The 18,020-nt window shown below is 58.6% G+C and carries 20 protein-coding genes and 1 tRNA gene; 6 read left to right on the top strand and 15 right to left on the bottom strand.

Going from position 1 to position 18,020, the window contains the following annotated elements; translation table 11 throughout:
- Nucleotides 1-2 precede the first annotated feature (2 nt).
- The 6 genes from iscA to trmJ form a co-directional block, all read right to left on the bottom strand.
- A complete protein-coding gene (gene iscA / locus IAE33_RS02120; protein WP_028631592.1) occupies nucleotides 3-326 on the bottom strand; it encodes an iron-sulfur cluster assembly protein IscA in 324 nt (107 codons plus the stop codon).
- A gap of 28 nt (nucleotides 327-354) precedes the next feature.
- Complete coding sequence (gene iscU, locus IAE33_RS02115) at nucleotides 355-741, bottom strand: Fe-S cluster assembly scaffold IscU (protein ID WP_003248539.1); 387 nt, start codon at nucleotides 739-741, stop codon at nucleotides 355-357.
- A 46-nt stretch (nucleotides 742-787) separates the two neighbouring features.
- Nucleotides 788-2,002 (bottom strand): IscS subfamily cysteine desulfurase, encoded by a 1,215-nt coding sequence (locus tag IAE33_RS02110; protein ID WP_060482253.1) that lies wholly within the window; start codon nucleotides 2,000-2,002, stop codon nucleotides 788-790.
- Nucleotides 2,003-2,048: 46 nt separating this feature from the next.
- A complete protein-coding gene (gene iscR / locus IAE33_RS02105; RefSeq protein ID WP_028631594.1) occupies nucleotides 2,049-2,540 on the bottom strand; it encodes a Fe-S cluster assembly transcriptional regulator IscR in 492 nt (163 codons plus the stop codon).
- Nucleotides 2,541-2,721: 181 nt separating this feature from the next.
- Nucleotides 2,722-3,507, bottom strand: coding sequence for a serine O-acetyltransferase (cysE, locus tag IAE33_RS02100; protein ID WP_201161909.1), 786 nt, complete (start codon nucleotides 3,505-3,507; stop codon nucleotides 2,722-2,724).
- A gap of 3 nt (nucleotides 3,508-3,510) precedes the next feature.
- Nucleotides 3,511-4,266 (bottom strand): tRNA (cytosine(32)/uridine(32)-2'-O)-methyltransferase TrmJ, encoded by a 756-nt coding sequence (gene trmJ / locus IAE33_RS02095; RefSeq protein ID WP_201161908.1) that lies wholly within the window; start codon nucleotides 4,264-4,266, stop codon nucleotides 3,511-3,513.
- A 151-nt stretch (nucleotides 4,267-4,417) separates the two neighbouring features.
- Here trmJ and suhB point away from each other — a divergent pair, with 151 nt between their 5' ends.
- Nucleotides 4,418-5,236, top strand: coding sequence for a type III secretion system regulator SuhB (gene suhB / locus IAE33_RS02090; protein WP_201161907.1), 819 nt, complete (start codon nucleotides 4,418-4,420; stop codon nucleotides 5,234-5,236).
- A gap of 148 nt (nucleotides 5,237-5,384) precedes the next feature.
- On the opposite strand, the gene IAE33_RS02085 is transcribed toward suhB, so the two are convergent.
- From IAE33_RS02085 to queA, 6 genes are all read right to left on the bottom strand, one after another.
- Nucleotides 5,385-5,927, bottom strand: coding sequence for a glycine zipper 2TM domain-containing protein (locus tag IAE33_RS02085; RefSeq protein WP_028631598.1), 543 nt, complete (start codon nucleotides 5,925-5,927; stop codon nucleotides 5,385-5,387).
- Between the two features lie 119 nt (nucleotides 5,928-6,046).
- Nucleotides 6,047-6,955: a protein translocase subunit SecF gene (gene secF, locus IAE33_RS02080; protein WP_201161906.1), complete on the bottom strand. Its 909-nt coding sequence runs from the start codon at nucleotides 6,953-6,955 to the stop codon at nucleotides 6,047-6,049.
- Between the two features lie 10 nt (nucleotides 6,956-6,965).
- Complete coding sequence (gene secD, locus IAE33_RS02075; RefSeq protein ID WP_201161905.1) at nucleotides 6,966-8,828, bottom strand: protein translocase subunit SecD; 1,863 nt, start codon at nucleotides 8,826-8,828, stop codon at nucleotides 6,966-6,968.
- A 64-nt stretch (nucleotides 8,829-8,892) separates the two neighbouring features.
- Nucleotides 8,893-9,228, bottom strand: a complete 336-nt coding sequence (gene yajC, locus IAE33_RS02070; protein WP_016484964.1) for a preprotein translocase subunit YajC — start codon at nucleotides 9,226-9,228, stop codon at nucleotides 8,893-8,895.
- A gap of 42 nt (nucleotides 9,229-9,270) precedes the next feature.
- Nucleotides 9,271-10,386: a tRNA guanosine(34) transglycosylase Tgt gene (gene tgt, locus IAE33_RS02065; RefSeq protein WP_161629574.1), complete on the bottom strand. Its 1,116-nt coding sequence runs from the start codon at nucleotides 10,384-10,386 to the stop codon at nucleotides 9,271-9,273.
- 14 nt (nucleotides 10,387-10,400) lie between these two features.
- Entirely contained in the window at nucleotides 10,401-11,450 is a 1,050-nt protein-coding gene (queA, locus tag IAE33_RS02060; protein ID WP_201161904.1) for a tRNA preQ1(34) S-adenosylmethionine ribosyltransferase-isomerase QueA, read from the bottom strand.
- A gap of 105 nt (nucleotides 11,451-11,555) precedes the next feature.
- On the opposite strand from queA, the gene IAE33_RS02055 reads away from it, so the two are divergent.
- From IAE33_RS02055 to IAE33_RS02035, 5 genes are all read left to right on the top strand, one after another.
- Nucleotides 11,556-11,640 (top strand) — tRNA-Leu (locus IAE33_RS02055).
- Between the two features lie 84 nt (nucleotides 11,641-11,724).
- On the top strand, nucleotides 11,725-12,306 hold the full coding sequence (locus tag IAE33_RS02050) for a hypothetical protein (RefSeq protein ID WP_201161903.1): 582 nt from the start codon (nucleotides 11,725-11,727) through the stop codon (nucleotides 12,304-12,306).
- 536 nt (nucleotides 12,307-12,842) lie between these two features.
- Nucleotides 12,843-13,202, top strand: a complete 360-nt coding sequence (locus IAE33_RS02045) for a hypothetical protein (RefSeq protein WP_201161902.1) — start codon at nucleotides 12,843-12,845, stop codon at nucleotides 13,200-13,202.
- 788 nt (nucleotides 13,203-13,990) lie between these two features.
- Nucleotides 13,991-14,743, top strand: coding sequence for a hypothetical protein (locus tag IAE33_RS02040; protein ID WP_201161901.1), 753 nt, complete (start codon nucleotides 13,991-13,993; stop codon nucleotides 14,741-14,743).
- A gap of 87 nt (nucleotides 14,744-14,830) precedes the next feature.
- Entirely contained in the window at nucleotides 14,831-15,823 is a 993-nt protein-coding gene (locus IAE33_RS02035) for a hypothetical protein (protein ID WP_201161900.1), read from the top strand.
- 54 nt (nucleotides 15,824-15,877) lie between these two features.
- Here IAE33_RS02035 and IAE33_RS02030 read toward each other — a convergent pair whose 3' ends face one another.
- The 3 genes from IAE33_RS02030 to IAE33_RS24860 all read right to left on the bottom strand — a co-directional run bounded on the left by IAE33_RS02030 (nucleotide 15,878) and on the right by IAE33_RS24860 (nucleotide 17,469).
- Complete coding sequence (locus IAE33_RS02030; protein WP_201161899.1) at nucleotides 15,878-16,036, bottom strand: hypothetical protein; 159 nt, start codon at nucleotides 16,034-16,036, stop codon at nucleotides 15,878-15,880.
- Between the two features lie 147 nt (nucleotides 16,037-16,183).
- On the bottom strand, nucleotides 16,184-16,762 hold the full coding sequence (locus IAE33_RS24865) for an RNA-directed DNA polymerase (protein ID WP_442967343.1): 579 nt from the start codon (nucleotides 16,760-16,762) through the stop codon (nucleotides 16,184-16,186).
- 29 nt (nucleotides 16,763-16,791) lie between these two features.
- Nucleotides 16,792-17,469 (bottom strand): reverse transcriptase domain-containing protein, encoded by a 678-nt coding sequence (locus tag IAE33_RS24860; protein WP_442967334.1) that lies wholly within the window; start codon nucleotides 17,467-17,469, stop codon nucleotides 16,792-16,794.
- Between the last annotated feature and the right edge of the window lie 551 nt (nucleotides 17,470-18,020).

Raw genomic sequence — 18,020 nt, 5'->3', positions numbered from 1 at the left:
CCTCAGACGTTGAAGCTTTCGCCGCAGCCACACTCACCGCGCACGTTGGGGTTGTTGAACTTGAAGCCTTCGTTCAACCCTTCCTTGACGAAGTCCAGCTCGGTACCGTCAAGGTAGACCAGGCTCTTGGGATCGATGATCACCTTGACACCGTGGTTCTCGAACACCTCGTCTTCCGCAGCCAGCTCGTCGACGAACTCCAGCACGTAGGCCAGGCCCGAGCAGCCGGTGGTGCGCACGCCCAGGCGAATGCCTTCACCCTTGCCGCGCCCTTCCAGGGAACGCCGCACGTGGTTGGCGGCGGCTTCTGTCATGCTGATAGCCATCAGAGCTCCTTACCTCGCAACAGGCGACTTAGATCAAGCCTTTTTTCTGCTTGTAATCGCGTACGGCTGCCTTGATGGCATCTTCGGCGAGTACCGAGCAGTGGATCTTGACCGGCGGCAACGCCAGTTCTTCGGCCAGCTGAGTGTTCTTGATGGTTTCGGCTTCGTCCAGGGTCTTGCCCTTCATCCACTCGGTGGCCAGGGAGCTGGAAGCGATGGCCGAACCGCAGCCGTAGGTCTTGAACTTGGCGTCTTCGATGACGCCCTGCTCGTTGACCTTGATTTGCAGACGCATCACGTCGCCACACGCAGGGGCGCCGACCATGCCGGTACCGACATCGGGGTCCTCGGCATTCATCTTGCCGACGTTGCGCGGGTTTTCGTAGTGGTCGATGACCTTTTCACTGTATGCCATGGTGCAATTCCTTCCTCATCAGGGAGCCGCTCTTGCCGGCGACTGCTTAGTGGGCGGCCCACTCGATCTTGGAGATGTCAACGCCGTCTTTGTACATATCCCACAGCGGCGACAGTTCACGCAGTTTGTTCACCGCCTCGCAGACTTTCTGCGCGGCGTAGTCCACTTCTGCCTCGGTGGTGAAGCGGCCGAAGGAGAAACGGATCGAGCTGTGCGCCAGCTCGTCGTTGCGGCCCAGCGCACGCAGTACGTACGAAGGCTCGAGCGAAGCGGATGTGCAGGCCGAACCGGACGATACGGCAATGTCCTTCAACGACATCAGCAGCGACTCGCCTTCGACATAGTTGAAGCTCAGGTTCAGGTTGTGCGGCACACGGGCAGTCTGGCTGCCGTTGACGTACAGCTCTTCCAGGCTGGACACCTGCTTGAAGAAGCGATCGCTCAGGGCCTTGATGCGCACGTTCTCGGCGGCCATTTCCTGCTTGGCGATGGCGAAGGCTTCGCCCATGCCAACGATCTGGTGGGTCGGCAGGGTGCCCGAACGCATGCCGCGCTCGTGGCCACCGCCATGAATGGTGGCTTCAAGGCGTACCCGCGGTTTGCGGCTGACATACAGCGCGCCGATCCCTTTGGGGCCGTAGACCTTGTGCGCCGAGAACGACATCAGGTCGACCTTGAGCTTTTGCAGGTCGATTTCGACCTTGCCGGCGGACTGGGCAGCGTCGACGTGGAACAGCACACCGCGCGAGCGGGTGAGTTCGCCGATGGCGGCGATGTCGTTGATCGAGCCGACTTCGTTGTTCACGTGCATCAGCGACACCAGAATGGTGTCATCGCGCAGCACCGCCTCGACCATGGCCGGGGTGACGATGCCGTCTGCGCCTGGCTCGAGGTAGGTCACTTCAAAGCCTTCACGCTCCAGCTGGCGAGCCGTGTCCAGGACCGCCTTGTGCTCGATCTTGGAGGTGATGATGTGCTTGCCCTTGGTGTGATAGAAGTGCGCGACACCTTTAAGGGCGAGGTTGTCGGACTCGGTGGCACCGCTGGTCCAGACGATCTCACGCGGGTCGGCATTGATCAGTTCGGCAACCTGGCGACGGCCGTGCTCGACCGCTTCTTCGGCCTTCCAACCGAAAACGTGGGAGCGCGAGGCAGGGTTACCGAAGTTGCCGTCCGCCGTCAGGCAGTCGGCCATCTTCTGGGCCACGCGTGGGTCAACCGGCGTGGTCGCGGAGTAATCGAGGTAGATCGGCAACTTCATTTTTCTCTCCTATCAGGCGGTGGCGTCGCTCGTCGTCCCTGGGGGATCAATCGACGGCGGACGTCTCAATCTTGTCCAGCTGGGCAGACAGGCCGGCGACACGGCGCAGGTCCTGGCGCTGGGCGACTTCCTGCACCTCACGGCGCTTGACGAGGTCGGCCAGGCTGATGCCGCTGAGGAATTCGTGAATCTGCTGGCTGAGGTCGCACCACAGGTGGTGGGTCAGGCAGGTATCACCGGCGTGGCAGTCCCCGAGCCCCTGGCAACGGGTGGCATCGACCGATTCGTTGACCGCGTCGATGACCTGGGCAACCTGGATGGTTTCCATGCCCCGCGAGAGCTGGTAGCCGCCGCCCGGGCCGCGCACGCTGGATACCAGGCTGCTGCGGCGCAGCTTGGCGAACAGCTGCTCCAGATAAGAGAGGGATATGCCCTGGCGCTCGGAAATGTCCGCCAAAGACACCGGCCCATGCTGCGCGTGCAACGCCAGGTCGAGCATGGCAGTGACGGCGTATCGGCCTTTGGTAGTCAGTCGCATGGCTATTGGGTACCACGGGAGTTTCGGGATGTGTGCGAGTATGCGATTCCCGAGCATTTAAGTCAACTATTAGACCTACTGCTTTAGTCGGGTTTGCATACGGGAGGGCGGCGCGATTGTAGCAGACAGGGGGCGTTTAGCACACGCCCCCTGTCCGGGGCGTGCTTCGGGTGTGGCGCAATCAATGCGACCGAGCGTCGCGCTGGGCCAACTGGGCGGCCTCGGTGAACTCATCGTCCGGCAGCGCCGGCAGCTCCTTGGCGCAGTAATCGCTGCCCATGCGGGTCAGCGCACCACACATACCCTCGAGGCGTTCGTCCACGGCTTGCAAGTGGTCGAGCATCTGACCGATGGCACGGGCGACCGGGTCCGGCATGTCGCCGCTGACGCCATAGGCATCGAAGCCGATCTTTTCCGCCATGGCCTTGCGCCGGGCTTCCAGCTCGGTGTCTTCGCTCTTGACGATGATGCGCCCAGGGATGCCAACCGCAGTGGCGCCAGCCGGCACCGCCTTGGTCACCACCGCATTGGAACCGATCTTGGCCCCGGCACCTACCGTGAAGGGCCCCAACACCTTGGCCCCCGCCCCTACCACCACGCCGTTTTCCAGGGTGGGGTGACGCTTGCCCTTGTTCCAGCTGGTACCGCCCAGGGTGACGCCTTGGTAGAGGGTGACATCGTCGCCGATCTCGGCGGTTTCACCGATGACGATACCCATGCCATGGTCGATGAAGAAACGCCGGCCAATGGTGGCGCCGGGGTGGATCTCGATGCCGGTCAGCCAGCGCCCGAAGTTGGACACCAGCCGCGCCAGCCACTTGAAGTCGCGTTTCCACAGGGCATTGCCCAGGCGGTGCAGCCAGATGGCATGCATGCCCGGGTAGCAGGTCAGCACTTCAAAGGCGTTGCGGGCAGCCGGGTCACGGTGGAAAACGCTTTGAATATCTTCACGCAGGCGTTCGAACATCTGTCAGTCCTTCCGTTTATGCGGCTCGCCACGGACCACTTTCTGGGTCTCGGTGAGGATGCCGCGCAAAATGCTCATTTCCGAACGCTCGACCGCTACCCGCCCATACAGCCTGCGCAGGCGCGGCATGAGGTGCTTGGGTTTCTCCGGGTCGAGGAAGCCGATACCTACCAGGGTTTTTTCCAGGTGGTCGTAGAACAGCTCCATTTCGTCCATGGTTGCCAACTCGTTGGCATCAACCTTTTCGACCTTGCCCGGCGCGGGCTCGGCCGCCAGCCATGCCATGCGCACCTCATAGGCAAGCACCTGCACGGCGGCAGCCAGGTTCAGCGAACTGAAGCCGGGGTTGGAGGGAATGTGCACGTGGAAGTGACATCGCTGCAGCTCTTCGTTGGTCAGCCCGGCATGTTCACGCCCGAATACCAGGGCGATCTCCTCACCGATGCCAGCATGCTCCACGGCCTTGGCGCCGCAGTCCCGGGGGCCGATCAGCGGCCAGGGGATACTGCGCTCACGGGCACTGGTGCCCATGACCAGGTTGCAGCCAACCAATGCCTGTTCGAGGCTGTCGACCACTACGGCGGCGCCCAGTACATCGTCGGCACCGGACGCGCGGGCGCTGGCGTCCGCTGCCGGGAATTCCTTGGGCTGCACCAGCACCAGGCGCGTCAGGCCCATGTTTTTCATGGCACGCGCAGCGCCGCCGATGTTACCGGGGTGGCTGGTATTGACCAGAACAACACGAATATTTTGCAGCAAGGTGTTGTGCTCACAGATGCAGAAATCAGGGCCATCGATCTTACAGAACCGACGGGCGTAACGCCAAGGAAGCGCATGTGACCCTTTTGCCGTCAAAGTTTTCTGCTAGAATGATCGGCTTTCTTCTTTAACATCTCCAGGTGACCCGCCCATGCAGCCTATGCTGAATATCGCCCTGCGCGCCGCTCGCAGCGCCAGTGAACTGATTTTCCGCTCCATCGAACGCCTGGATAGCATCAAGGTCGATGAGAAAGAGGCCAAGGACTACGTTTCCGAAGTCGATCGCGCTGCCGAGCAAAGCATCGTCAATGCCCTGCGCAAGGCCTACCCGAACCACTCCATCCAGGGCGAGGAAACCGGCCTGCACGCCGGCTCCGGCGAGGAAGGCAAGGATTACCTGTGGGTAATCGACCCGCTGGACGGCACCACCAACTTCCTGCGCGGCATCCCGCACTTTGCCGTCAGCATCGCCTGCAAGTACCGCGGCCGCCTGGAGCACGCCGTCATCGTCGACCCGGTTCGCCAGGAAGAATTCACCGCCAGCCGCGGCCGTGGCGCCCAGCTCAATGGCCGTCGCCTGCGGGTCAGCTCGCGCACCAGCCTTGATGGCGCCCTGCTGGGTACCGGCTTCCCGTTCCGTGACAGCCAAATGGCCGACCTGGACAACTACCTGGGTATGTTCCGCACCCTCACCGGCCAGACTGCCGGCATCCGCCGCGCCGGCTCGGCCAGCCTGGACCTGGCCTACGTGGCCGCCGGCCGCTTCGATGCCTTCTGGGAATCGGGCCTGTCGGAATGGGACATGGCAGCAGGCGTGCTGCTGGTGCAGGAAGCGGGTGGCCTGGTGAGCGACTTCAACGGTGGCCACGACTTCCTCGAAAAAGGCCACATCGTTGCCGGCAACATCAAGTGCTTCAAGGCAGTACTGACGGCTATCCAGCCGCACCTGCCAGAGAGCATGAAGCGCTAAGCGCAGATCGCCGAAATGCAAAAAGCACCCCTCGGGGTGCTTTTTTGTGCCTGATGGCTTTGTGTAGCCTGAACCTGCTTCTTCGCTAATAAACTTCCTCTAGCAGGAGCGGGTTTACCCGCGAAGAGGCCAGCTCACGCCACATCAATCACTGGCCAGCATCACTCAAAATCAACTTGCCGTTCTTGTCCAGCGGAATGGTCGAGCCGGGCTCGCGGTCCATCTTCACATGGCCGACCTGGTCGCCGATGGTGTACTTCACGTTATACCCCACCACCTTGTCACTGATGTCATTGACCGTGTTGCAGCGGGTTTGCGTGGTGGTGTAGGTGTCACGCTGCTGCATGCCTTCCTGCACCTTGTTACCGGCGTAACCGCCGCCTACCGCACCGGCCACCGTCGCGATCTTCTTGCCGGTGCCGCCCCCGATCTGGTTACCCAACAGGCCACCGGCCAGCGCACCCACCACAGTACCTGCAATCTGGTGCTGGTCTTTCACCGGGGCCTGACGAGTGACGGTAACGTCCTTGCACACTTCGCGTGGCGTCTTGACCTGCTGCTTGATCGGCTGCACGTCAGTGACCTGGGCATATTCAGGCCCTTTGTTCACCAAGCTGTAGGTCGCCACAGCACCTCCGGCGGTAACACCGACAGCACCCAGAACCGCACCCACCAGCATTGATTTATTCACGTGAACCTCCTGATCGTACTTACGGGGCTATGCCCGCCTACTCCCTGCCTTGGAGCAAAAAAAAGGGCGCGAGTTCAATACTCGCGCCCTGTTACCTGCCCAACGGAAGGAAGATTCCGTTACGGGCGGTCGTCCACGCCCTCGGCCTTGGCCGGCGGGATCAGGTCTTCGCTGTTCAGGTTCAGCCAGATCAACACCACGTTGGCGATGTAGATCGACGAGTAGGTACCCGCCATCACACCAATGAACAGCGCCAACGAGAAGCCGAACAGGTTGTCGCCGCCGAAGAACAGCAGCGCAGCGATGGCCAGCAAGGTAGACACCGACGTGGCGATGGTACGCAGCAGGGTCTGGGTGGTGGACACGTTGATGTTCTCGATCAACGACGCCTTGCGCATCACCCGGAAGTTTTCACGTACCCGGTCGAATACCACGATGGTGTCGTTCAGCGAGTAGCCGATGATGGCCAGCACGGCCGCCAGCACGGTCAGGTCGAAGGTGATCTGGAAGAACGACAGAATACCCAGGGTGACCACAACGTCGTGGATCAGCGAAATGATCGCACCCACGGCGAACTTCCACTGGAAGCGGAACGCCAGGTAGATGAGGATGCCGCCCAACGCCAGCAACATGCCCATGCCGCCCTGGTCGCGCAGCTCTTCACCCACTTGCGGCCCGACGAACTCGACACGCTTGAGCGTGGCCGGGTTGTCCCCACCCGCCTTCTGCAGCGCGGCAGCCACCTTGTTGCCCAGTTGTGGGTCATCACCCGGCATGCGCACCAGCAGGTCGGTGGTGGCACCAAAGCTCTGCACGATGGCTTCATGGAAGCCAGAATCGTTCAGCTCGGCGCGCACCGCCTTCAGGTCAGCCGGGCGCTCATAGGTCAGCTCGATCAGCGTACCGCCGGTGAAGTCCAGGCCGAAGTTCAGGCCCTTGTGCCACCAGCTGAACAGTGCCAGCACGGTGAGGAGTACGGTGATGGCGAACGCGACATTGCGCACGCCCATGAAATTGATGGTTTTCATCGCAGCTCCCTCAAACCCACAGCTTCTTGATGTCACGCCCGCCGCAGGTCAGGTTGACCATTGCACGGGTCACCATGACGGCGGTGAACATCGAGGTGAAAATCCCGAGGGACATGGTGACCGCAAAGCCCTTGACCGGGCCGGTACCCATGGCGAACAGGATGCCGCCCACCAGCAGGCTGGTCAGGTTGGCGTCGATGATCGCGGTGTAGGCGCGGTTGAAACCTTCGTGAATGGCGCGCTGCACCGACATGCCGGCTTTGAGCTCTTCGCGGATACGCGAGAAGATCAGCACGTTGGCGTCCACCGCCATACCCATGGTCAACACGATACCGGCGATACCCGGCAGGGTCAGCGTGGCGCCCAGCAGCGACATCAAGGCCAGCAGCAGCACCATGTTGCCCGCCAAGGCGATGGTGGCGATCACGCCGAAGCCGCGGTAGATGGCGATGATGAACAGCGAGACGAACAACATGCCCCACAGCGACGCGTCGATGCCCTTGGTGATGTTGTCGGCACCCAGGCTTGGGCCAATGGTACGTTCTTCAGCGAAGTACATCGGCGCCGCCAGACCACCGGCGCGCAGCAGCAGTGCCAGTTCCGACGACTCACCCTGGCCGTTGAGGCCGGTGATGCGGAACTGGCTGCCCAGCGGCGACTGGATGGTCGCCAGGCTGATGATCTTTTTCTCTTCCTGGAAGCTCTGCACCGCGACGTCTTTCTCGACGCCGTCGACAGTTTGCTTGACGTAGCGGGTGATCGGTTTCTGCTCGATGAAGATCACCGCCATGCTACGGCCCACGTTGCTACGCGTGGCGCGGCTCATCAGCTCGCCACCGTGGCCATCCAGGCGAATGTTCACCTGTGGGCGGCCGTGCTCGTCGAAGCTGGCCTGGGCATCGGTCACCTGGTCGCCAGTGATGATCAAGCCACGCTCGACAGGGGCGGAACGGCCACCTTCGCGGAACTCGAACACCTCGGTGGTGGCCTTGGAAGCGCCTGGCTCGGCACCGAAACGGAACTCCAGGTTGGCGGTTTTACCCAGGATACGCTTGGCTTCGGCAGTGTCCTGCACACCCGGCAGCTCGACCACGATACGGTTGGCGCCCTGGCGCTGTACCAGCGGCTCGGCGACACCCAGTTCGTTGACCCGGTTACGCACGGTGGTGAGGTTCTGCTTGATGGAGTATTCGCGGATTTCGGCGACCTTGGCCTGGGTAAGCGCCAGGCGCAGCACAGCGAGGTCGTTACGCTCGGTGGTGGTCAGGTCGAAATCGCTGAAATTCTTGCGTACCTGGGCACGTGCCTGTTCGCGGGTAGCGTCGTCGGAGAAGCCCAGCATGATGCCGCCATCCTGCTGCGGCAGGCTGCGGTAGCGTATGCGCTCCTTACGCAGCAAGGTCTTGACCTCGCCTTCGTAGACTTTCATGCGGGCGCTCATGGCCTTGTCCATGTCCACTTCCAGCAGGAAGTGCACACCACCAGACAGGTCCAGGCCCAGCTTCATCGGGCTGGCACCCAGGTTGCGCAGCCACGTCGGCGTGGTCTGGGCCAGGTTCAGGGCTACGACGTAATCATCGCCCAGCGCCTTGCGCACTACATCCTTGGCTGGCAGCTGGTCTTCCTGGTTGGTCAGGCGGATCAGGCCACTGCCCTTCTCACCCAGGCTGGTGCCTTTTACGGTGATCTTGGCATCGACCAGCGCCTTGCTGACGCGATCGAGGTCGGCCTGACTGACCTGCAGCGCCGAGCTGGCACCACTGATCTGTACAGCCGGATCATCCGGGTAGAGGTTGGGAGCGGAATAAATAAAACCGATCGCCAGTACCACCAGGATCAGTGCGTATTTCCACAGAGGGTATTTGTTCAGCATCACGCCGCCCGTTCAAGACGCGGGGCGCGTTGCGCGCCCCGACTGGAAAAATGAAACCGGTAACTCAGATAGCCTTGAGCGTACCTTTTGGCAGGGTGGCCGCAATGGCACCCTTCTGGAACTTCAGTTCGACAGTGTCGGACACTTCCAGCACCACGAAATCATCGGACACCTTGACGATCTTGCCGGCGATACCGCCGTTGGTGACAACTTCGTCGCCTTTTTGCAAGTTGCCCAGCAGGTTCTTCTGCTCTTTGGCACGCTTGGCCTGCGGGCGCCAGATCATCAGGTAGAAGATGACCAGGAAACCGACCAGGAAGATCCACTCGAAACCGGTGCCGGCAGGGCCAGCGGCAGGTGCAGCAGCGTCCGCGTACGCGGCGGGGATGAAGAAGCTCATTGGGCACTCCTAATGCAATGTTCTAATAATGGATGCAAACAGTCAGTCCAAGGGCGGCACAGGCAGCCCGCGCTTGGCGTAGAAGGCGTCGACAAAGGCGGCCAATTTACCCTGTTGAATAGCCTCGCGTAAACCGGCCATCAAGCGCTGGTAATGGCGCAAGTTGTGGATGGTATTCAGCATGCTGCTCAGCATTTCGCCGCACTTGTCCAAGTGGTGCAGATACGCGCGGGAGAAGTTGCTGCAGGTGTAGCAATCACAGGTCGGGTCCAGCGGCGATTCATCATGACGATGGAACGCGTTGCGGATCTTGATCACCCCTGTATCGACAAACAGATGGCCGTTACGTGCGTTACGCGTTGGCATCACGCAGTCGAACATGTCGACGCCGCGGCGCACACCCTCAACGAGATCTTCCGGTTTGCCTACCCCCATAAGGTAACGAGGTTTGTCAGCAGGCATCTGGCCTGGCAGGTAATCCAGCACCTTGATCATCTCGTGCTTGGGTTCGCCCACCGACAGGCCACCAATGGCCAGGCCGTCGAAACCAATGTTCTCCAGGCCTTCCAGCGAGCGCATGCGCAAGTCCTGGTACATGCCGCCCTGGACGATGCCGAACAGCGCCGCCGTATTGTCGGCGTGGGCATTCTTCGAACGCTGGGCCCAGCGCAGCGACAACTCCATGGAGGTACGGGCAATGTCGTGCTCGGCCGGGTACGGGGTGCACTCGTCGAAGATCATCACCACGTCCGAGCCCAGGTCACGCTGCACCTGCATGGATTCTTCAGGGCCCATGAACACCTTGGAGCCGTCCACCGGCGAGGCGAAGGTCACGCCCTCTTCCTTGATCTTGCGCATGGCGCCCAGGCTGAACACCTGGAAACCACCGGAATCGGTGAGAATCGGGCCTTTCCACTGCATGAAGTCGTGCAGGCCGTTGTGCTTCTTGATCACCTCGGTGCCCGGGCGCAGCCACAGGTGGAAGGTGTTGCCCAGGATCATCTCGGCGCCGATCGCCTCGATGTCGCGGGGCAGCATGCCCTTGACCGTGCCATAGGTGCCCACCGGCATGAACGCCGGGGTTTCGACGGTGCCACGGGGGAAGGTGATGCGGCCCCGACGGGCCTTGCCGTCGGTGGCCAGCAGTTCGAAGGACATTCGACAGGTGCGACTCATGCTTGATCCTCGGGCCCGCGTGGCGCCGGATTGCGGGTGATGAACATGGCATCACCGTAACTGAAGAAGCGGTACCCCTGCTCGACCGCTGCCGCGTAGGCAGCCATGGTCTGGGGGTAGCCGGCAAAGGCCGAGACCAGCATCAGCAGCGTGGACTCGGGCAAGTGGAAATTGGTGACCAGGGCGTCTACCACATGGAATGGGCGGCCCGGGTAGATAAAAATGTCGGTGTCGCCGCTGAACGGCTTGAGCACGCCATCACGGGCTGCGCTTTCCAGCGAGCGCACGCTGGTTGTACCGACTGCGATTACCCGCCCGCTACGGGCGCGGCACGCCTCGATGGCATCGACCACATCCTGGCTCACTTCGAGCCACTCTTTATGCATGTGGTGGTCTTCGATGTTGTCCACCCGTACCGGCTGGAAGGTGCCGGCCCCTACGTGCAGGGTGACGAAGGCACGCTCTACGCCCATGGCGGCAATTTGCGCCAGCAGGGCCTCATCGAAGTGCAAGCCTGCAGTGGGCGCGGCAACGGCGCCGGCGCGCTCGGCGTAAACGGTCTGGTAGCGCTCACGGTCCGCGCCTTCGTCGGGGCGGTCGATGTAGGGCGGCAGGGGCATGTGGCCGACCCGGTCGAGCAGCGGCAGCACTTCTTCAGTGAAGCGCAGCTCGAACAACGTGTCGTGGCGGGCGACCATCTCGGCTTCACCGCCGCCCTCCAGCAAAATGACCGCCCCCACTTTGGGCGCTTTGCTGGCGCGCACATGGGCCAGCACACGGTGGCTGTCCAGCACCCGCTCCACCAGCATTTCGAGCTTGCCGCCCGACGCCTTCTGGCCGAACAGCCGCGCCGGAATGACCCGGGTGTTGTTGAACACCATCAGGTCGCCGGGGCGCAGGTATTCGAGCAGGTTGGGAAATTGCCGGTGCGCAAGCGCGCCGGTTGGCCCATCGAGCACCAGCAGACGGCTGCCATGGCGCTCGGCCAGCGGGTGGCGGGCGATCAGGGAATCAGGGAGTTCGAAGGAGAAATCGGCGACGCGCATGATGATGTTCGGTTCGGCAGGGCCGGGAAGTTTAGCCCAATGTGTGAAAATTGACCATGAAAGCCGATTGACCGACCAGCGGCACCTCTCTATACTGCGCGCCACGCCCTGATGGCGGAATTGGTAGACGCGGCGGATTCAAAATCCGTTTTCGAAAGGAGTGGGAGTTCGAGTCTCCCTCGGGGCACCAAGATCCGGAAAGAAGACCTTGATTTTCAAGGTCTTTTTTTTTCGTCTGGCGTAAATATGGCGTAACCAAGGAAGGAGTCTGCTGATGGACTGGCTGCAGTTTGTTTCAGCTATCGTTTCTGCCGTGGCCTGGCCGGCAGCGGTTGTTACGGTCGTCTGCCTACTCAAAGATCCTATCCTCGGCCTCATACCAAAGATTCGAAGCTTCAAGTATGGAGAGCTCCATGTGGACCTCACCGAAGCGTTGCAATCACTCCAGGACGAGCTGCCAGCTGCGCCCAGCGAGCCGGAGACGCCACCGGAATCTCAACCGCCTTCACTATCTGTCCCACTCCAAATTGCCTCCGTATCCCCAAGAGCAGGGATGATCGCCGCGTGGCTGGAAGTGGAAAGCGCTTTGAACGTGGTGATTAAGCGTGAGGGGCTGGATGTAAGCACTGACGAGCTACCCCGAGCGAAAATGGACCGGCTTCGTGATGCGGGCCTATTGAATCCGCCAACGTACCGGGCCGTGCTACGAACATACAAACTTCGCAATGAAGCAGTGCACATGCTGGATCGGGAGATCCCCTACGACGATGCGGTCGCAATGGCAGATGTCTGCTCGCGGCTGGTAGAGAGCATCAGCACCTACAAGAAAGCGCAGAGTGACCACATCGCTGGTTGATCTCGAGTGCTACACAGAATGCTGGGGCCCTGATGGCCATCCTCGAAGGTGTGAGTGATAGCAGTATCGCGGTGTGATATGCCGGTTTTTCCAGGCCCCTGCTGTGTATACGTGTCATACGAAACACCCCCTGCACGAAGAAAACGAAAATTTAGGTTGACCCCTAAAAAGCTTGTCAGATTTGTCAGATTATTCTTCTTACCTATGTCTAACCCTGATATCTCAAGGCTTTCAGCGTTTTGATGTAGTGTCAGAAAGGTGTCAACGGACCGTCAGAACCTGACAAACCCACAGTGTCAGATTTCGATTTCTCAAGTCGTTGATTTATAAGGCTTTTCTATTCTTCGTGTCAGATCTGCATCGTTTTTGACAATGCGTTGTCAGATCGCGAACCCAGTAAATAGGCGGCCTCCAGCCGATCCCCTGACAGATCCATGATCTGACAGGCTTTTGGGGTCAGCCTGAAAAACCTTTCATGGGGCACCCCGAAGCTATCCTTCAAAATGCCCACGAAGCGAATTGATCGAGAGAAGAAAATGCGCAAAGCAGCCACCCATGCAGCCCTCCCGAAAATCGAACTGATCAAGAATGGCGAGGCCTGGGAGGTGCATTGGGACTACCAGGAAGCACCTGAGAGCGCCGTACTGTTCAAGCGCCGCGAATACCTGGATGGCTACATACATGGCAGCCTGGACGGAATCGGGATCCACCCGAAGAACGTTTCCTGCGCCAGTGCGCGTACCGGCACAGTGAAACGCCTGACCGAAGACCAGGCCGTGAGGTTCAAGGCCCGCCTCGAGCACATCTTGATCCCCGTGGTGACCAAAGAATCTGAGCGTCTGAAGAACCTGGGCGACCTTCCACACATGTGGCTGGCGACCGGTACCGAGGAGTGAAACACTCTGCAATGCCGGTGAATCGCTGAGCCCCACCCGCCGGGGGTTCCAGCCGGATCGGCGCCCTGCTCCAGGTGTGCTGTGCACGCGCCAAAATGACAGTGTCCGAAAATGAAAAACCCGGAAAACGGGCACTTTTTCGCCAGCCCCCTCACGGAATTCGCGGGCTCCAGCCATGGGCGCCCGGTCCCGCCACAGCGGCCAGTCAGCCGCACGACGTTGCACAACCTTTCATTTTCTTTCACAGCGTGCAATTGCCACTGGCCTGCGCGGGCCCAGATACGGCGGGGCCTGCAGCTTGGTTAGCACCACCCGGCCGGTTTGCACGATTTCACGACGAAAAGCGCGTCGGCGGGAGGGGGATAAGTGTTTTTTCTCCGTCGTTTTTTTTCAGACGGTTTTTTCTGATGGGCGTTAATAAAGAGGCCTACGGCTGCGTGGAGGTGGGACGCTTTTGCAGGGCACCAAAGTGCCTTCCTCGGTTTCCATGGCCGGTTCCGGAGGATAGCTTGACCTGGCCTGAGTGGGCCTGAGCGGGCCTGAGCGGGCCTGAGAGACGGCATTCCGGTTGACATAGTGACGCTGAAAGGCGACTATTGTGGGGCATAGCGAGAGCGCCGTTGACTAGCCAGAGGCGTGCCATCTCTAGCGAAAACCGACAGTTTAAGACTATTGGAAAGCAAAAAAGGAGATTATCATGAGCGGCGACGCATCGTAATTTAGCAACAGACATCATTGAAAAGGCGCTTATTAGGCGCCTTTTTTGCGCCTAAAATTCGGGGTTTTTCGTGAAACGGATATTTGAGTTCCTTGGGTACCTTGCAGTCGTAGCCACTCTGATGGGGGTCAGCGCTACGACGTTGATGACAGAACCGCAGAAAGCCTGGGTGGCTGTCTTGGCAGTGGTAGCTACTGTAATATTTATTTGCATTCAGATTTACCGAATCACAAAGCGGCACATGGGAATGCAACACCCGTCTGGCTTTTCAGCGCTATCTGCCTTTGTTCGGTATGCAAGTACTGACGGGAAAAATATCACCTACGAAGTCTTTCGCCATATTCAAATCAAACGCCCCTGCCTGAGCTATATTGAGCATAAGTTTAATTGGACCGGATCGACACCGCCAACGTGCGAATCAGACCTTCAAGAAATCGGAAGCGTAGATAGCATCAAAGGCGAGAACACTAAATCGGTTAAACTTAAGTTCAAGCGAGCAAAGATTTATAATGATGTGGAGGTGATCCACCTGAAAATGGCAATGGATGATTCTGATAAAAAATCTGAGCCATTTTTGCAACAGAGCGTACTTTCACCAGTGAGCGTGATTAGTTTTAGAGTCGACCTTCTGTACGCTGATACCAAATATTTTGGCAACAAGGCTACCTTGTCCCGCAGAGAAACTGAGAAAGGGCATAGAGCAACGGATGAAATTTTGGGACAATACAGTTTCGACGCAACTACAAAGTCTTATTATTGCAACGTGACAGAGCCGGAGCCTGGTTACACATATAAACTGAGCTGGGATCGACCTCAATTTTGAAAATCTGGCAGACCGCCTGCCGGGGCCTTCGTGCCGTGTGACGATCGCGTCTCGTTGGGCAATACACATTGCTAGTGGGGGTTAGGGATGACTTTGGATTGGAATTGGTTTTTCAGTACGCTATCTCAGTCAACAGCGGCCATCGTTGGTATTTTTGGGGCATTTATCATTGCGAAAATATTCTCCAATCAGACAAACTTTTTAGAAAAATCTAACAAAATAAAAAGCCTAGAAATTGAATCAAAGAGAATAATTGACAAAGCCTCCACCATTGACTTTGATTGGTATAACGAGCAGATCAATGATGTCGCATACCGATCAGCAGCGAATAGCATTGCCAAAATAGAAAATGAAGATATTGAACCTTATATAGGTGAAGGCGTAGATGCTATTTACGGAGATTCAAGGTTTTCTCTTTTCTCCGACAAAGAGGAAATCAAAGCAAAACTTAGGGAGGAAATAATTTCTCACTGTGAGTTCTTGAGGGAGCAGCAAGTAAAGCGCGAACACAGGCGAGAGACGAAGGAGAAGCTGGAAAGAGGAGAGCTTCAGGGCGTCGAGAGATTAGCTGCGTTAATGGTAACTGGGGTCCCTGACATGGAGCATCGTGCCTCCCTGCTTGAGTTTTCGAATTTCCTATACACCCCTCCATGGGATGCTTTGACCAAAGAAAGGGAACTGGTGACTGAATGCCATTTAGAAGCAAAGCACCATGCAAGACTTGTGAATGAATTTCTGCTTTCAGCCCAGGGCAATCCTGAGTCGCCCCCTCAGATAACACTCTCCCTACTATTCGTGGCCCTCATTTTCTTAGCAGGCGTGATTTACCCGCTTACTTTCATGCCAAGTGACAACCCACCCACTCATGCGCTGAGTTGGTCTGCGTTGGCGGCGTCCTTCCTCTCGATCAAAGGAGCTCTGTTAACACTGCTCACAGTCTCGTTCCTATTCATTGTAGGCATGTTCGTCCGTACGAACCTCAATATGAAATATAGCCAGGATTCGCTGGAGAAGCTAAAGACTCTTAGCGACCCGCTTAATTACTGTGAGCAGTTTAAATACTTGAAAAATGATGAATAAATAAGCCCGCATAATGCGGGCTGATATTTTGGTCTTGTGATTTTATGCTGGCTTTCAGCTCTTATTCCACTGCACGCTCTGCATGGCCACTGCCGGCAGCGCTCCTTCTGTGACGGGCTTGAACTGCCCGGTGTTCTCGTTACCGTACGGCGCGAACACGATCTCCCCTGTGACCGCTTGCACGGCACCTGCGAACTTGGAAGCGCTCCCCATTCCCAAGTTTGCACCTTCACCATAGGCGTTGGCGTTGGCGTTGGCGTTGGCGTTGGCGTTGGGGTCATACCAGCCGACCTTGTCATAGGGGTTGCGGTAGGGACGGCAGTTGCCTGCCGCCCCCCGCCCAGATCCGTACGTGCGGGACTACCGCATACGGCTCCTGCCTTGGGTACGTGACGCGAAGCGATCCTCAGGATAAGGATGTGCATTTCTGGGTCTGGGTATGTAGAGGTCGGCAAGTCGTCCATAGCGTGACCATTGAAGCCGATGACGCTGGCTGCGACGTTTGAGGGCTTGCCGCCATAGACGGCAAACCGCCGAACGAAAACCGCCAAGACGTATCAGGTTTCCCGGCACCGCGTGGTAATTGAAGTAGCCCCTGACCACCCGGGTAAGCCACTGACCCACGACTTGAACAGATTCGTGGCGTCGGCGTTTCAACTCATCCCGAATTGCCAGTAGCGTCGCACGCATTCGCTTCTTGACCGTCAGTCGCAGTATTTGAAACCCACCGCTCCTGTTGGTACTACAACAGTGCGTGAAGCCCAGGAAGTCAAAGGTCTCCGGTTTACCTAACCCTCTCTTTCTTCGATTTCTCTCAGCAAAACGACCAAACTCAATCAGTCGTGTCTTCGAGGCATTGAGAGATAAACCGAACCGGGCCAAGCGTTCCTTCAACTGCACCAAAAACTGATGAGCCTGCCATTGCGTCCTGAAACCCACCACGCTGTCGTCCGCGTAGCGCACAACGATCACTCGCCACGGGCGTGGCGCTCGCGCCACTGCCTTGCCCACAGATCCAGCACGTAGTGAAGATAGATATTCGCCAGCAGCGGCGATATCACTGCGCCTTGAGGCGTCCCCTTGGTCGCAGCCAACCTACGGCCATCGTCCATAACACCCGCTTGAAGCCATTTGCATATAAGCCCGAGCAAGCGTCGGTCTGCAATCCGGTGTGCCAGAAACATCAGCATCCATTCATGGTCGATCTCATCAAAGAACGACGTGATATCCGCATCCAGTATCCAGTTCACCTTCTGGCCTTTCAGCGCGACCGTCAACGCATCCAGCGCATAGTGCTGACTGCGCCCCGGCCGAAACCCATACGAAAATCCTAGAAAGTCCTCTTCATAGATCGCATTCAGAACGGTAACAACCGCCTGCTGTACGACCTTGTCTTCCAAAGAGGCAATACCCAACGGGCGCTGCCTGCCATCGGCTTTGGGAATGTACACCCGCCGCGATGGCGTTGCCCGATAGGCTCCACTGTGGAGCCTGGAGTGCAAATCGGTTACCCGCTGGAGAAGACCTTCCTCATATTCTCGCCACGACATGCCGTCCACCCCTACCGCTGCATCGCGGCGCAAGGCATAGAAGCTTTGCGCCAATAACTGCGGTGTGATGTGGTGCAGCAATGCCGTGAACTGCATGTCCTTTTCCCTTCGGGCTGCCTCACGTACACCTTCAATTCCCATCGACGCGCAACTGATCCGGCTCTGTGTCCGGCGCGCGGGGGACGTGTCGGTGTTTCCCTTGGCTACGTCCCTTTCCTCCACCATCTCCGCAGGGCTCGGCCCTTTGTTCGACGGCTTCTCAGGTACTACGGACGTATCCGACTTCTCAGCGACGTAGACAGCAGGGTTACGGCTTTTGGCCTTTCCTACTCCGCCCGGTGCTTGCGCACCGGGCATCGCTGAGATCTCCCAGTTTCTGTGTGAAGGACTTCCCGACGTGCACAGGGTCTCCGACCACGCGGGATCAGAGCATGACTGGCGTATAACGCCATGCTCCGTGTTGCCTTCTGCTTCGCTTAACAGCATCGGCATCCCGGACTTGTGATTTCGCGGCTCAATGGCTGGCCCATCGGTTTCCCCTGTCAACGCTTCACCCTGCACCTCACGGTGCAACATGCATGACTCGGGGTCTGGTTGATTCGCCATTTCTTACCAGTATCGAACTTTCATCGACTATCCTCCACCAG

The sequence above is a fragment of the Pseudomonas sp. S60 genome, from assembly GCF_016647865.1.
Classification (GTDB): domain Bacteria; phylum Pseudomonadota; class Gammaproteobacteria; order Pseudomonadales; family Pseudomonadaceae; genus Aquipseudomonas; species Aquipseudomonas parafulva.
Note: the sequence above shows the minus strand (reverse complement) of the source record. Positions and strands in the feature narration are given on the sequence as shown.

What these genes read in the sequence shown, in the direction of transcription:
- IAE33_RS02110 (WP_060482253.1), bottom strand. Translation starts at nt 2,002, where the DNA reads ATGAAGTTGCCGATCTACCTCGATTACTCCGCGACCACGCCGGTTGAC.
- IAE33_RS02045 (WP_201161902.1), top strand. Translation starts at nt 12,843, where the DNA reads ATGCGCAAAGCAGCCACCCATGCAGCCCTCCCGAAAATCGAACTGATC.
- queA (WP_201161904.1), bottom strand. Translation starts at nt 11,450, where the DNA reads ATGCGCGTCGCCGATTTCTCCTTCGAACTCCCTGATTCCCTGATCGCC.
- cysE (WP_201161909.1), bottom strand. Translation starts at nt 3,507, where the DNA reads ATGTTCGAACGCCTGCGTGAAGATATTCAAAGCGTTTTCCACCGTGAC.
- iscU (WP_003248539.1), bottom strand. Translation starts at nt 741, where the DNA reads ATGGCATACAGTGAAAAGGTCATCGACCACTACGAAAACCCGCGCAAC.
- iscA (WP_028631592.1), bottom strand. Translation starts at nt 326, where the DNA reads ATGGCTATCAGCATGACAGAAGCCGCCGCCAACCACGTGCGGCGTTCC.
- secD (WP_201161905.1), bottom strand. Translation starts at nt 8,828, where the DNA reads ATGCTGAACAAATACCCTCTGTGGAAATACGCACTGATCCTGGTGGTA.
- secF (WP_201161906.1), bottom strand. Translation starts at nt 6,955, where the DNA reads ATGAAAACCATCAATTTCATGGGCGTGCGCAATGTCGCGTTCGCCATC.
- IAE33_RS02050 (WP_201161903.1), top strand. Translation starts at nt 11,725, where the DNA reads ATGGACTGGCTGCAGTTTGTTTCAGCTATCGTTTCTGCCGTGGCCTGG.
- IAE33_RS02035 (WP_201161900.1), top strand. Translation starts at nt 14,831, where the DNA reads ATGACTTTGGATTGGAATTGGTTTTTCAGTACGCTATCTCAGTCAACA.
- IAE33_RS24860 (WP_442967334.1), bottom strand. Translation starts at nt 17,469, where the DNA reads ATGCAGTTCACGGCATTGCTGCACCACATCACACCGCAGTTATTGGCG.
- IAE33_RS02030 (WP_201161899.1), bottom strand. Translation starts at nt 16,036, where the DNA reads ATGGGGAGCGCTTCCAAGTTCGCAGGTGCCGTGCAAGCGGTCACAGGG.
- tgt (WP_161629574.1), bottom strand. Translation starts at nt 10,386, where the DNA reads ATGTCCTTCGAACTGCTGGCCACCGACGGCAAGGCCCGTCGGGGCCGC.
- iscR (WP_028631594.1), bottom strand. Translation starts at nt 2,540, where the DNA reads ATGCGACTGACTACCAAAGGCCGATACGCCGTCACTGCCATGCTCGAC.
- suhB (WP_201161907.1), top strand. Translation starts at nt 4,418, where the DNA reads ATGCAGCCTATGCTGAATATCGCCCTGCGCGCCGCTCGCAGCGCCAGT.
- yajC (WP_016484964.1), bottom strand. Translation starts at nt 9,228, where the DNA reads ATGAGCTTCTTCATCCCCGCCGCGTACGCGGACGCTGCTGCACCTGCC.